Source organism: Aeromicrobium piscarium, from assembly GCF_007421815.1.
Taxonomy (GTDB): domain Bacteria; phylum Actinomycetota; class Actinomycetes; order Propionibacteriales; family Nocardioidaceae; genus Aeromicrobium; species Aeromicrobium piscarium.
The window spans coordinates 1-12,753 of the sequence record NZ_VLNT01000004.1; the positions used below are offsets into that span (position 1 = coordinate 1).

A 12,753-nucleotide genomic window follows, 5' to 3' on the forward strand; every position below is an offset into this window, starting at 1 on the left:
GCAGATGCTCCAGCACCTGCCGCACGCACCGCTCCTTGACCTTCTGATCGATCTTCTTCGGCATGGTCTGCATCCTTCCAACTCACAAGGATGCGGCGGGAAACCTGGGGCGGTTCATCGATCTCAGCCGTCGTCGCGTCTGGCGGCAGCGCAGCCAGACGTGCATCCGCCAAGGGATGCAATCCGTAGGCGAACAACGACTTCATCTGCTCGGCAGTGACGACATCCCCGGCGCTGAGCCCATCGATTCCACCGAGCCCGGAGCCCACCCACCGGCCGGGGCTCTCGCCCTTCTCCGCATAGTACGTCGCCAGCGAGGTGTGGCCTTTGTCCGTACCGTCGACCGCAGCGACCTGCCGGGTCAGGTAGTCGTACCCTCTCCCAGCCGTGAGCTTGTGCAGCGACATTGTCACAACCCCGTAAGGCGATCCCCCACTTCTGGGAACGCCCGAGACGCTAGATATAACGTCCAAGGACGTTGTTTCGGCAACACGACCTTGGCCCGCTGAGAAGTGAAGACCTCCGGCTGTGAAGTGAAGTTGTTCAAGAACCGCTTCACGAACCAGGAGGCCTTCGTGTCCCATCGTTAACGCTGCCCTCACCCCACACGCTCGTCTGCGCTTGGCGAGTTTGATTGTCGGCGATGGTTGCCCGCCGTCAACAGCGGTCAAGATAGCCCTGCTCGCGGTAGAGCCGCTCGGTCGTACACCTGGCTACGTCGTGGCCCTTTCCACGTAAATGGAGCCGCATCTTGCGTACTTCCGAACCTAGCCCGCAGCTTCTGCCACGCACGCTAGGACTTGACCAACGCGACCAGTTCACTGTCACATACCTGCCGTTTCGAAGGCGGCCGCGATGGGGCGATCTTAATCCCGTGCTCGCCGAGCACGGGACAGACCGGCTCGACCCCGCGCCCCTCGCAGTGATCGTTGATGAAGTCGATCAGAACCTGCCGTGAAAGCTGGGGCGGTCGAGCTCCGCCTCGAAGAAAGCCGAGGCCCCTTCAAGATCTCGTTGGCCCGCCGCAGCTCGGCGACCTTCCCCTTCAGCACCTTGATCTCCGCCATCTCCTCGTTGGTCTTACCGGGCCGGACCCCAACGTCGATGTCAGCCTGCCAGATTCACTTGCGTGACGACTCGGTCGAGGTGATGCCCAGCTTCGCAGCCATCGACCGGATCGTCACAGCCTCGTTCGGATACTCCGCCCGCGGCTCCATCACCATCCGCGCCGCGCTCTCGCGCAGCTCCGGGGTGCACTTCGAGGAACGTGCCGTGAGAGTGATCCTTCCAGAAACCAGCTCTACGGACTCACCGGGACGGCTCAAACTGAGCCCCAACCACCGATTCAAGGCCGAGCCCCACAAAGCCGCGCCAACGCCCGGCCGCCGCGTGTCCCTAAACAGACGAGGCTCCGGCTCCTTCGCCCAAGCTTCGATGAGCGGTTCATTTATCTGGCCCGCCCGACACCGCCAGGTTGAGAGCCATGGGCACCCAGCCAACACTACGAGTGGTGTTCGTCTGCACGGGTAACACTTGTCGCTCGACGATGAGCGCACACGCCTTCGACGCTCAGCCCGCCGCTGCTGGCCTCGCAGACCACCTGGCAGCCTTCGCCAGAGGCACCGATGCCGCCACCGACGGGACGCGTGCTGACCAGCGGGCACGGGAGGCTCTCGGAAGCATCGGGCTAGATGACGGCGGTCATCGCGCTCGCCAGCTCCGGGCGACCGACATGCCAGAGCAGGCCTGTTCGTCGCCATGGAGCGGTACCATTCCGCAAACCTGAGGAGACTCGGGGCGAAGGAGGACCGGCTCGTTCTTCTCGGCGCCTTCGACCCCGAGCCTTCACTGGACGTCGGCCTCATCGATCCGGTGGAGTTCGGGCAGGACACCTATGCCGAGGTCTTCGCCCGGATTGAGTGATGCTGTGCCGCGCTTATCGACAGCCTCCCGGGAGCTCCGTCGAAACGAGCCGTCGAATAGCACGCCGACCGTGTGACCTTCAGCGGTCTAGATCGCGCGTCACGCCGGCGGATCAACATCGCGATCCACAGACACCGACGGGCACGTCAAAGAGTGATCCGTGCGAGAGCGGTCGCCCAGGGCTCCTGACCCGCACGTGTCGCATCGGGATCGCCGGCCACTCGGTCAGCAACCGCTCCGACGAGGCGCTGACCAGCGGGCGGACGAGCCTCGGCGCTGGGGCGAAGGGGACGTCTCCCCCGCCGGCGGCCACTTCGAAGACCGGAGCACCCAGCGTGCGCAGGAAGTCACCAAGCTCCTGCTCGCGCCCGTGATCGTCGTGCTCGGGTGTGATGATCAGCCCCGCCATAGTGGGGCGGTAACAGGCGGGTGTCCCTGGAGGGCGAGTTTCACGCCGATCGCCTCGGACCACAAGAAGGTGCTCTCCTTGTGCTTCAAAGCGATCTCTTCGGCGGTGGCCGTGTCGATACCGCTTCCGGCGATAAGCACTAGTTCGACCCCGGCGAGGCGGTCGGCGACCGATGACGCCCCAGAAAGATCCAACGTCTCCCACATCGCCTGGGGCACCAACGAGAGCGCCTTCTCGAGCTCGTCCGCGCGCGGGCCGCCCAGCGTGATCACGAGCTTACCGAGCATAGCCAGCGCCGTGGTGTAGCTGATGGTGTGCGCACACTCGCCGCGTCGTCTTGGCACGTGCGGAGCACGGTGTCGCCCAACGGCTCATCGACCTTTTCCCCCGTGACCAGAACCGTCGAGGCACCTGCCCGACTCGCCGCCACGATCAGCTCATGGGTGAAGCGTTTGTCTCCCCGGTGGGACACGACGATCAACTGTTCGCCCGCACGAGCACCACCCGCCAGGACCAGTTCGAGCGCGTCAACGACCGCCGGACGCACCCTCCCTTCGGTGATCTCGACCACCCATGCCGCGGCCGTCTGGCAAGCATGCAATGACGAGCCGACACCCGTGAAGACGATCGGGAGATGCGGATCGAGCTCAGGAGCGTCGGTCCGCTCCAGTGCGGCCGAGACGGCTGCCGGCTGACCGATGATCTGGCGGAAGTAGGCTTTGGACCCCATCAAATGATTCTCGTACAGCTGGAGAACTCTGCCTACACCCTGCAAGCCACCCCCGTCACTTGCTAGTTCGGGGAAGCTCTGAGCCCGGCGCGCCCATGCCCCGTGAGCAGCTCCCCTCCGTGGGCACATCCATCTCAACACGTCGGTGAGCCACAGCCCAGCTCGGAGTCCAGGTTCAACGAGCTGTGCCGGCTCGCTCGGCGAGAGCGAGGGCCGCGCGGCTTGAACTCTCACGAATCTTGCCCGCGTCGACAAGGAATGGTGTCCCATCCGAGACCACCTGGCGGCCGGCGACCCAGACATCTCGTACCTCGTCGCCACGATGCGAGTAGACGAGCGAAGAGACGGGATCATGCATGGGCGTGATGCTCAACGTCGAGGGGTCGAGCAAGACGATGTCAGCGGCTTTGCCTGGCTCGAGCGAGCCGATGCGATCGGCCATTCCGAGGGCTTCGGCGCCACCTCGGGTCGCCATCCGCAGAACCTGCCCCGCGGTGATGATCTGAGGATCACGATGGACACCCTTGGGGACGAGAGCGGCGAACTTGAGTGCGTGGAACATGCTCAGGTTATTGCTGCTGGCCGGGCCGTCCGTGGCCAGGCCGACCCGGAGGCCAGCGGTAAGCATGTCGGAGACAGGCGCGACGCCCGAGCCTAGATAAAGATTGCTGCAGGGGTTGTGGGAGACGGCGGCACCGGCATGCGCCAGCTGCCCGAGATCATCGTGATCGCACTGGACACAGTGGACCGCCAGTAGACGTGGACCGAGCACGTCGGTGCGCCGCAGCAGCTCAGTGTCCCGGCAACCGAATCTCCGCAACGATTCCGTGATGTCGAACGGCGACTCCGCGAGGTGCATAGTGATGAGCGCTCCAGTGTCGTCCGCGAGCCTCGCGGTCTCGCGGAGCGTGTCCTCGTCCACGGACCAGCTCATGCAAGGGGCCAAGGCGATCTCCACGAGCGAGCCCGGACGATTGTGCTGGTCGATGAGTCGATGAGCATCGTGAAGCACCGTGTCGAGCGGCTGGATCAGAGCCGGCGGCATTCCGACATCGTCTCCGGCGGTCACGTAGCCGCGCGCGAAGATGCCGCGGATGCCGGTCTCCTCCATGGCTGCGATGACCGCGTCGGAAAGGCCCCGGCGCGGGTGGACGTACATGAAGTCGAGAAGGGTGGTGGTGCCGGTCGTCAACGCCTCGGCACACCCGTGCAGGGCCGCGAGGTAGCAGTCGTCCCAGGTGAGCTCGCTCGCGCTCGGTCCAGTCATCGACGCGAACCACTCCGACAGCACCATGTCGTCGCCGAGTCCCTTCAGGAGGGTCTGGAACAGGTGCGTGTGGGTATTGATCATGCCGGGCATGATGACCGCCCCACGGCATTCGCGGACCGTGGCCCCGGGCCTCCGCGCGATCACCTTCGATGTCGGTCCGACATCCACAATCAATCCCGTCTCGTCATCGAACGCGATCGCGCCGTCTTCGATCACTCGAGATTGCTCATCGAAGGTGAGAATCGTCGCGTGCGTCAGTAGCTGGTCAGTCATCTTCGCGTCATCAACCTTCGTCGATCTGTCCGAGCAAGTTCTCCGGAGTCCACGGCCCGTCGGATTTCAAGGAGACGCCCAGTGGCGACAGGGCATCGGAGATCGCGTTCACGAGTGCACCGGGGGCGCCCGCCGCGCCTCCCTCCCCCGCGCCTTTGAATCCGTACGGGTTCAAAGGCGAAGGCGACTCGAAGTGGTCGGTACGGACCCAAGGCATGTCCGAGACGGTCGGCATCAGATAGTCGTTGAATGTTGGCGAGCACGGTCGGCCCTGCTCGTCGTAAGCGAGTTCCTCAAAGAGAGTACCGCCGATGCCCTGGGCGACGCCGCCAATGACCTGGCCCTCGACGAGCAGGGGGTTGATCACCGTGCCACAGTCATGGACAACCACGTAGTCGACAATGTCGACTACGCCCGTTTCGGCATCGACTTCGACTTTCGCAGCATGGGTGGCGTTGGCGAAGGCGATGCCCGCGGCCTGGTGGCGGTAGTCAGCCGCGAGGTCCCAGTCCATACCGTCGGGAAGCGGAGGATTCCAGGGCGTCGCCGCAGACGAGAGCGCGCCCAGCTCTACGCGCGAGGTGGGCGATCCCTTCACCTGAGCCCCGCCATCGCGCCACTCGAGGTCGTCGACGTCGACTTCCAGAAGGTGGCTGGCGATCCGCAAAGCCTTGTCTCGAACCGCCTCGCTCGCCCGTCGTGCCGCGGCTCCCCCCATCGCCGCGCTCCGGGACGCGAACGTGCCGACACCGTCGCGAACCACGTCAGTATCGCCGTAGAGGACGGTGACATCTTCGATCGGAACCTCCAACTCGTCGGCGACGAGCTGACTGAAGGTCGTCACATGGCCCTGTCCATGCGGGGAAGAGCCGGTCAGCAGGGTGACCTTCCCGGTGGAGTCGACCCTGACGGTCGCCGACTCGTACGGTCCGATGGAGGTCTCTTCGACGAAGCAGCAGAACCCGATGCCGAGATACTTCCCGCGGTTCCGGGCGTCCTGCTGTGCCGCCTTTTTATCGGCATCGCCGATCATCTCGGCAGCGCGCGTCAGAACCCGTGGATAGTCGCCGCTGTCGTACTCCACGTGGCCGGCGAGGATGATGTCGGTCCCGCGGTCGGCCGGGAGCTCCTCGGGGGTCAACATGTTCTTGAGCCTCAGCTCGAGCGGCTCTAGACCCAGATCCGCCGCCATGATGTCGAACATCCTTTCCAGCACGAGGGCCGCCTGCGGGTGTCCAGCGCCGCGATATACGGCCAAGGGCGTCTTATTCGATACCACCGAATGTGCGCGCGCCCGGTAATGAGGTATTCGATAAGGACCCCGGCCCATCGCCGACGAGATGCTCGCCGGCGTGGTCGCGAGGGTACACAGCGCCGCCCCGTTGTTGGTCCACGACTCCACGGTCATGGCCGAGATGACACCGTCGCGGCTGATGGCTATCCGCACGTCGTGGCGCTGTTCTCGCGCCTGGCTGGACGCGACCATGTGCTCGGCCCGGCTCTCGATCCATCGAATCGGCCGACGCAGGCGTCGCGCGAACAGCGGGGCCAGCACCTCTTCTGGATAGAACTCACATTTGCCACCGAATCCACCCCCGACATCGGGGGCCACCACCCGGATCTGACTTTCGGGCAAATCGAGGACGCCGCCGAGGAACTGGCGGACGAGGTGCGGAAATTGCGTTGACGTATAGAGGATTAGCCGGCCGCTGACAGAGTCGACTTGGGCGAGCACACCCCGGGTCTCCATCGGCATGGGACCGTACCTGTGAATGCGGAAGGTCTCTGAAAACACGCGATCCGCGTCCGCGAAAGCCGCCGCACAGTCACCGACGTCCTGCGCGATCGTGTTGACGATGTTCGAAGCGAACTGCGGATAGAGCAGTTCGGCGTTCTCGGACACCGCCTGATCGAGATCGACCACCGGCGGCAGGTCTGCGTACTCGACGCCGATCAGCTGAGCCGCAGCGGAGGCATGCAGGGCAGAGTCCGCGACGACGGCAGCGATCGGCTGACCCACGTATCGCACACGACCTTGGGCGAGCACCGGGTGGGTCGCCGGCTTAGTGTCCGGATACATATCGATACACGGGATGTGCCCCACATCAGGAATGTCGGTGCCCGTCAGGACATCGACGACTCCCGTCGCCTCTCGGGCGGCGGTGGCATCGACGGTCACGAGGTCTGCATGGGCATGCGTCGATCGCAGCACCGCCATATGGAGCGTGCCTCGTACCTTCAGGTCGGCGATATAACTCCCCTCACCGCGCAGCAGACGCGCATCCTCCTTCCGCCTGACCGCGCGCCCGACGTACTTGGGCCGTACCGGGCTGGGGACCGAGGTCATGATCCCTCCCCGTGGCTCAAGGCCTCTCTCCCGGCCTTGAGGATGTTCTGATAACCGGTGCAGCGACAGAGGTGCCCGTCAAGTGTTGCCCTGAGCTGTTCTTCGGTAGCCGCCGGCTCCTGTCGCGTCAGCGCGGTCAAGGAGACCACGAAGCCCGGGGTGCAGAATCCACACTGCATGGCGTGGTTAGCGTTGAACGCCCGCTGAACCTTGCTGAGTTCGCCTGCCTCGCTCAACCCCTCAACAGTGGTGACCTCGCAGCTATCGGCCTGTATAGCAAGCATGAGACAGGACCGGATCGGCTGGCCATCGACCAGGACGGTGCAGGAACCACACGTCCCGTGCTCGCAGCCCACGTGGGTCCCGGTGAGATCGAGCTCATCGCGGAGATAGTCCGCCAAGGTCAGGTTCGGTTTGAGGCTCGCTTCCACGGGCCGGCCGTTCACGGTCAGCTCGATGGGGGTGAATTGTCTCATGCGACGTGCTCCTGCTCTCGTGTCGTCTCCACCGCGGTGACCAGTGCTCGTTCGACCACCACTGGTAGCACTCGTTCCCGATACCGCGCTCCAGCACGAGCCCCGGGATACTCCTCGGCTCCCGTGGCCACGCTCGCCGCGCTCCGCAAGGCGTCCGCATCCGCGGGTTTCCCGCGCAATGCCTGCTCCACCTCGATGAGCTTCCGCGGCCTGCCGGCCAGACCGCAGGCACCGACCCAGGCGTCGTCGATGAATCCGTCGGCGTTGACCCGGACCTGGGCGCCGGCGCCGATGACCGGCCAATCCTTGGCCTTGCGAGCGATCTCATAGAAACCTGCCGCGGCTCCCGAGGGCAGCGGCACTGTGACTCGAGTCAGCAGCTCCGTCTGGTCTCCAGACGTCCTGTACGGTCCGACGATGTAGTCGGCCATCGCCACGTCGCGCTCCCCCTGTTGGCTTCGGAGGGTGGCAGTGGCGCCGAGCGCCACCATGACCGCCGGGAGCTCCGAGCACGGATCGGCCTGGCTGAGGTTTCCACCGAGGGTGGCTCTAGTACGAATCTGCACGTGTGCCACATGCCGCAGCGCCGCGTAGAGGAGCGGGGCTTCGCGTAGGAGCCTCGGTGACTCCCGGAGCTCGGCGAGCCGGACCGTCGCGCCGATGATTATGCGATCGGCAGCGTACGTGACCTCGGTCAGCTCGGGAATCTGGTTGATGTCGACGAGCCGGACGGGCGACTGCCGACCGAGGTTCATCGCCGCTACGAGGCTCTGCCCTCCGGCGAGTACCTGCCCGCGTCCATCGGCGAGCGCGTCAGCGGCGGCGTCGATGGTTTCAGGGCGGGCGTAATCGAAGGGCGCCAATACCACGGGACCTCCTTGAAGAAGCGGATGTGAGACCAGTATGCCCCCCCTGGCGGAGCATGAGGGTTGACACAGTCAACACTCTTGAGCGGTACTATGCGTCAATATGTCAACCCCGCTCACCCTCATCGACCTGCTTGAGCTCGACTCGTTCCGGCGGACCCAGCCAGAGGTGGTGTGCGGGGAGCACCTCCTGGATCGACCGGTCCGCTGGGTCCACACGAGCGAGTTGGCCGAAGCGGCCACCCTGCTCAGGGGCGAGGAGTTGCTGCTGACTTCCGGGCTGGGGCTGAGCGGGCGTGGCGCCCCCGGCTTGCGGATGTACATCGCGGCTCTTGGTGAGCGGCGCGCCGCTCTTGCGATGGAGCTCGGCTGGACGTTCACTCAGATCCCCACGGAGATGCTGCACGCAGCTCGTGAACACGATGTTCCCGTGATCGCCATCCACAACGTCGTGCCTTTCGTGGAACTCGCCGAGACAGCCCAGGAAGCGATCCTCACCCGCCGCCTCAGGGCATCCGCCGTCGGCGCCGCTAGTACCAATTCCGCCAAAGCTCGACTGCTCAACGATCTCGAAACCAGCCAGGTGAGTGGTCCAGCCCTGACTAGGCGCCTCGCCGCCGTAGGCATCACAGCCGTCGGGCAGAGCTTCTGCGGCGTCGTCATCCGTGGATTTCGTCTCGCCATGGCCGCCGCGGTCGAAGAGTCCCTCTCTCGCGTCGTCGAAACGCATTCGGTACTCTCCGCGAGCGGTTCCGGCGAGGTGGTTGCCGTGATGCCCGCCGACGCTCCCCACAACCTCGGCTCCCGGCTGCTAGCCACACTGGATGAGCTCATGCGCTCTCAAGGAGAAGCGGCCACCTGCCGAATCGCTTTGGGCCGAGCGGGACCGATGCTTGAAGCAGCGCCTCGTCTTGCGGAAGCCCGCAATGCCCTCTCGCTAGCAGCCTCCCTCGGCATCGAGGACCGGGTGCTGATGTCTCCACTGATCTCAGGGAGGATGGCGCTCAATCGGTTGGCGGGAGACGTATTGGCCGAACGCCTCGTTCACACGGAGATCGGAAAACTGATCGAGCACGATGCGCGTCACGGCACCCATCTGGTGAGGACGCTCCATACTTACCTGATCCACAGCTCACAGAAGCAAGCGGCGGCAGAAGCCCTCTCCTGTTCCCGCCAGGCGCTCTACAAGCGCCTGGCCACCATCAGCCGGCTCACAGGACCGTTCGAGCTCCCCCATCGCCACGCTGATCTCATCATCGCCCTGGAACTGCATCTTCTCCAACGGAGATCGGACTGAGACCGCCTTGCTCGTATCTGATGAGCGAGAGCGGCTGTGCAACTGACGGACGCCTATGACAGTGGGTCTTGTGCTTTCTGTTTGAGGCCTTCGCAGGGGGTTTGGGAGTCTTGTCGCGCGTCAGACTTAGTGGCAGGATGAACCGCCCCAGGTTTCCCGCCGCATCCTTGTGAGTTGGAAGGATGCAGACCATGCCGAAGAAGATCGATCAGAAGGTCAAGGAGCGGTGCGTGCGGCAGGTGCTGGAGCATCTGCCGGAGTATCCGTCGCTGACCGCAGCTGCCGAGTCCGTCGCGCGTCGCGAGGGGCTCGGGAAGGAGTCGGTGCGTCGCTGGGTTGTCCAGGCCCAGATCGACGGCGGCCAGCGCCAGGGCGCCACGTCCGAGGAGCTGGCTGAGATCAAGGAGCTCAAGGCCAGGGTCCGGCGGCTCGAGGAGGACAACGAGGTCCTGCGCAGGGCCTCGATTTTCTTCGCGGGGGAACTCGACCCCCGCAATCGATGATCGTCGCGTTCATCGACGAGCTGCGGGCCGAGGACCACGCGGTCGAGTCGATCTGCCGGGTCCTGCGTGAGCAGGGCTGCCAGGTCGCCGCGCGGACCTACCGCGACTGGGCGCGCCTCGACCGCCCTGTCGCCGCCCGGACCATCACCGACGCACAGGTCACCAACCAGGTCCGTGACCTGGCCTGGACGATCGACCACGAGGGCGTGCGCAGGATGACGCCCGAAGGGCTCTACGGGCGTCGGAAGATAACCGCGCTCGTGCAGCGCACCAGCCCGGAAGCGTCGCCTGGATCGGTGGACCGGGCGATGAGATCGCTGGGCTTGCAAGGGGTTCGACGCTCCAAGGGGATCCGGACCACGATTCCCGGCAAGGACGGCAAGAGAGCTGGCGACCTGCTCGACCGCAACTTCACGGCCGAGGCCCCGAACCGAACCTGGGTCATGGACTTCACCTATGTCAGGACGTGGGCCGGGTTCGTCTACGTCGCGTTCATCCTCGACGTCTTCGCCCAGAAGATCATCGCCTGGAACATCGGCTCGACCAAGGCCGTCGAGCTGGTCGATGTTCCGCTGCGGATGGCGCTGTGGCAGCGTGGCCGCGAAGGCCACCCCGTCATCCCCGGTGAACTGATCGGCCACGCCGACGCCGGCAGCCAGTACACGTCGATCGCGTTCACCGACCACCTCACCGACGAGGGCATCCTGCCCTCGATCGGGACGGTGGCTGATGCGTATGACAACGCGCTGATGGAGTGCGTGATCGGCCTGTTCAAGACCGAGTGCATCCGCACCACGGTCTTCCACGCCGGCCCCTACCGGACCATCGCCGACGTCGAGTACGCCACCGCCGGATGGGTCGACTGGTACAACACCAGGCGCTTGCACGGCTCTCTTGGGATGATGACACCAACAGAGTTCGAGCAAGCCCACTACGCGGCCCTCAACCGAGAGCCGCAACCCGTATAGGAGCGGCAGCGAACCTGGGGCGGTTCACTGGTGCCCAGCAGAACCTCGATGACATCGCGTACCTGCCCGTCCGGTTTGGGGCCCATCACGCCCGCCCCCGTGCGCCAAACGGACACCGCGTGCCTGACTTGATCCAGCTCCTCTAGGCTCAGTGCCTTCGGCTTCTTGTCGTTCGCTGCGGCAAGCCGCGCGGTACCGGACACCGGATTGCTGCGGATAGCGTCACGACGCAGCGCGAAGTCGAACAGCCTCTTGAGGGCGGACCTGCTGTGGCGTGCGTAGGCATCCGAGACGAGCGCCTGTCGCTTGAGGAATTGGTCGACCCGGCCAACGGTGACCTCATACAACCGGAGCTTCTTGAACGTCGGCAGGACGAGGCTGTTCAGTTCACGGCGGTAGACGTCCTTGGTGCCGTCGGCCAGGTCGGAGCGAGTCCGGACCCCCTCCAGCCAGGCCTCGGCCAGCTCGGCGACCGTGCTCTCGGAGGAGAGCTCCGCGCCGAATCCGCTCGATTCAGCACGCCGAACGAGCTTCTCACGTAGCGCCCTTTTGGCCGCACGTGCGTTACCCGCAGTCGCGGTGACCTTGCGGACTTCTCCGTCCCAGTCGCGGTAACGAGTCAGCGCGCGAACCGTCCCCGCCGAGGTTCGGGTCGTGTGAACATCGCCGTAGGTGCCGATCTGCAGCCGGTCGCGTCCCGCGCTCATCGCCGACTCCCCTCGTGGGGGCGAGCGGCGTCGTCGGACTGCTCAAGCTCGGCCAACCAGGCCTCGACCTCGGACACGCGGTAGCGCAGTTCCCGGCCGATGCGGAAGCCGCGAGGCCCGCGGCCGCCATGGCGCAGGTCGTGGATGGTCTGAACCGGGACACCCAGATGCGCCGCCAGTTCGGACGTGGTGAGCACCGGCTCCAGGCCGATGGTGGGGCGCGATAGGTCGTTCATGGTGACCATAAGGCGGCATGGACGTCTTGAGCCCGACCGCACGAGCCGTTCCAAGCGCCGACGAGGCATCACGAGGCTGTCCAGGGAACGACACCGAGAATCCCAGTGCCGGACACTCACGCGTCCAATTTTCGTCCAGTTCGTCATGTTTCTCTCCCTTATTAGGGACCGAGAACCATGTCTGACCTGCGATGATGGAGCCGCCTGTCGGAATCGAACCGACGACCTTTTCATTACGAGTGAAATGCTCTACCGACTGAGCTAAGGCGGCGCGGTCGACAGGGATCGCCCGTCGAACCACCGCAACTCTACCCGCCACCCCGACTGCACTCCACCGAGGGGGTGACTTCGTAGACTCGGGGCGTGGACGACGACATCCGCGCCGAACTCGACGAGATCCGCGCCAGCATCGACAACATCGACGCCGCCCTGGTGCACCTGCTCGCCGAGCGCTTCAAGTGCACCAAGCGGGTCGGTCGGCTCAAGGCCGCGCACCAGCTCCCGCCGGCCGATCCGGACCGCGAGGCGCGGCAGATCCGGCGCCTGCGCGAGAAGGCCCTCGAGGCCGACCTCGACCCGGCCTTCGCCGAGAAGTTCCTGAACTTCATCATCGACGAGGTCATCCACCACCACGAGGCCGCCGCCCGCGACACCACCGCCTGACCCGTCACGCAGCGATGGCGGACTTCAAGAATGCCGGTGATGATGCACCGGGGTCGCCCTAGCAGCCACAGCGCATCGTCATCGG

Annotated in this window: 15 protein-coding genes, 1 tRNA gene and 1 other annotated feature; of the genes, 5 read left to right on the forward strand and 11 right to left on the reverse strand. The window is 65.1% G+C overall.

Annotation, left to right across the window (positions count from 1 at the left end; all coding sequences use genetic code 11):
- A partial coding sequence (locus FNM00_RS06485; RefSeq protein WP_143912614.1) for a relaxase domain-containing protein occupies window positions 1-407 on the reverse strand: 407 nt, incomplete at its 3' end.
- A 1,076-nt stretch (window positions 408-1,483) separates the two neighbouring features.
- Between FNM00_RS06485 and FNM00_RS19525 the strand changes: the two genes are divergently transcribed.
- Window positions 1,484-1,786, forward strand: a complete 303-nt coding sequence (locus tag FNM00_RS19525) for an arsenate-mycothiol transferase ArsC (protein ID WP_143912616.1) — start codon at window positions 1,484-1,486, stop codon at window positions 1,784-1,786.
- A complete protein-coding gene (locus FNM00_RS18805) occupies window positions 1,759-1,923 on the forward strand; it encodes a hypothetical protein (RefSeq protein WP_185973019.1) in 165 nt (54 codons plus the stop codon). Before FNM00_RS19525 ends, FNM00_RS18805 begins: the two co-directional genes overlap by 28 nt.
- Before the next feature lie 112 nt (window positions 1,924-2,035).
- On the opposite strand, the gene FNM00_RS06495 is transcribed toward FNM00_RS18805, so the two are convergent.
- The 7 genes from FNM00_RS06495 to FNM00_RS06525 all read right to left on the reverse strand — a co-directional run bounded on the left by FNM00_RS06495 (window position 2,036) and on the right by FNM00_RS06525 (window position 8,297).
- Window positions 2,036-2,332 carry a hypothetical protein gene (locus tag FNM00_RS06495; protein WP_143912618.1) on the reverse strand — a complete coding sequence of 99 codons (297 nt, stop codon included), beginning with the start codon at window positions 2,330-2,332 and terminating at the stop codon, window positions 2,036-2,038.
- Window positions 2,320-2,604, reverse strand: coding sequence for a hypothetical protein (locus tag FNM00_RS06500; RefSeq protein ID WP_143912620.1), 285 nt, complete (start codon window positions 2,602-2,604; stop codon window positions 2,320-2,322). Before FNM00_RS06500 ends, FNM00_RS06495 begins: the two co-directional genes overlap by 13 nt.
- Window positions 2,601-3,107 (reverse strand): hypothetical protein, encoded by a 507-nt coding sequence (locus tag FNM00_RS06505; protein WP_143912622.1) that lies wholly within the window; start codon window positions 3,105-3,107, stop codon window positions 2,601-2,603. Before FNM00_RS06505 ends, FNM00_RS06500 begins: the two co-directional genes overlap by 4 nt.
- Before the next feature lie 130 nt (window positions 3,108-3,237).
- Window positions 3,238-4,605: an amidohydrolase family protein gene (locus FNM00_RS06510; RefSeq protein WP_143912624.1), complete on the reverse strand. Its 1,368-nt coding sequence runs from the start codon at window positions 4,603-4,605 to the stop codon at window positions 3,238-3,240.
- Between the two features lie 10 nt (window positions 4,606-4,615).
- A complete protein-coding gene (locus FNM00_RS06515) occupies window positions 4,616-6,952 on the reverse strand; it encodes a xanthine dehydrogenase family protein molybdopterin-binding subunit (RefSeq protein ID WP_143912626.1) in 2,337 nt (778 codons plus the stop codon).
- Window positions 6,949-7,428 carry a (2Fe-2S)-binding protein gene (locus FNM00_RS06520; protein WP_143912628.1) on the reverse strand — a complete coding sequence of 160 codons (480 nt, stop codon included), beginning with the start codon at window positions 7,426-7,428 and terminating at the stop codon, window positions 6,949-6,951. Before FNM00_RS06520 ends, FNM00_RS06515 begins: the two co-directional genes overlap by 4 nt.
- Window positions 7,425-8,297: an FAD binding domain-containing protein gene (locus tag FNM00_RS06525; protein WP_143912630.1), complete on the reverse strand. Its 873-nt coding sequence runs from the start codon at window positions 8,295-8,297 to the stop codon at window positions 7,425-7,427. The genes FNM00_RS06520 and FNM00_RS06525 overlap by 4 nt, the downstream gene beginning before the upstream one ends.
- Before the next feature lie 100 nt (window positions 8,298-8,397).
- Between FNM00_RS06525 and FNM00_RS06530 the strand changes: the two genes are divergently transcribed.
- Window positions 8,398-9,591, forward strand: coding sequence for a PucR family transcriptional regulator (locus FNM00_RS06530; protein ID WP_143912633.1), 1,194 nt, complete (start codon window positions 8,398-8,400; stop codon window positions 9,589-9,591).
- 191 nt (window positions 9,592-9,782) lie between these two features.
- Window positions 9,783-11,062, forward strand: a protein-coding gene (locus FNM00_RS06535) for an IS3 family transposase (protein WP_143912635.1) whose coding sequence is annotated in 2 segments (ribosomal slippage) — window positions 9,783-10,056 and window positions 10,056-11,062 — 1,281 coding nt in all. Because the reading frame shifts where the segments join, the coding sequence is not laid out codon by codon here.
- Window positions 10,052-10,186, forward strand: a sequence feature (AL1L pseudoknot). It overlaps the preceding gene by 135 nt.
- On the opposite strand, the gene FNM00_RS06540 is transcribed toward FNM00_RS06535, so the two are convergent.
- The 3 genes from FNM00_RS06540 to FNM00_RS06550 all read right to left on the reverse strand — a co-directional run bounded on the left by FNM00_RS06540 (window position 11,026) and on the right by FNM00_RS06550 (window position 12,276).
- Window positions 11,026-11,769, reverse strand: a complete 744-nt coding sequence (locus FNM00_RS06540) for a site-specific integrase (RefSeq protein WP_143912637.1) — start codon at window positions 11,767-11,769, stop codon at window positions 11,026-11,028. The two genes, FNM00_RS06535 and FNM00_RS06540, sit on opposite strands and share 37 nt — an antisense overlap.
- The gene (locus FNM00_RS06545; protein ID WP_143912639.1) at window positions 11,766-12,005 is read right to left on the reverse strand and encodes a helix-turn-helix transcriptional regulator; all 240 of its coding nucleotides are present in this window, start codon (window positions 12,003-12,005) and stop codon (window positions 11,766-11,768) included. Before FNM00_RS06545 ends, FNM00_RS06540 begins: the two co-directional genes overlap by 4 nt.
- Before the next feature lie 195 nt (window positions 12,006-12,200).
- Window positions 12,201-12,276, reverse strand: a tRNA-Thr gene (locus FNM00_RS06550).
- Between the two features lie 92 nt (window positions 12,277-12,368).
- On the opposite strand from FNM00_RS06550, the gene FNM00_RS06555 reads away from it, so the two are divergent.
- A complete protein-coding gene (locus FNM00_RS06555; RefSeq protein ID WP_143912641.1) occupies window positions 12,369-12,668 on the forward strand; it encodes a chorismate mutase in 300 nt (99 codons plus the stop codon).
- Window positions 12,669-12,753: the final 85 nt, after the last annotated feature.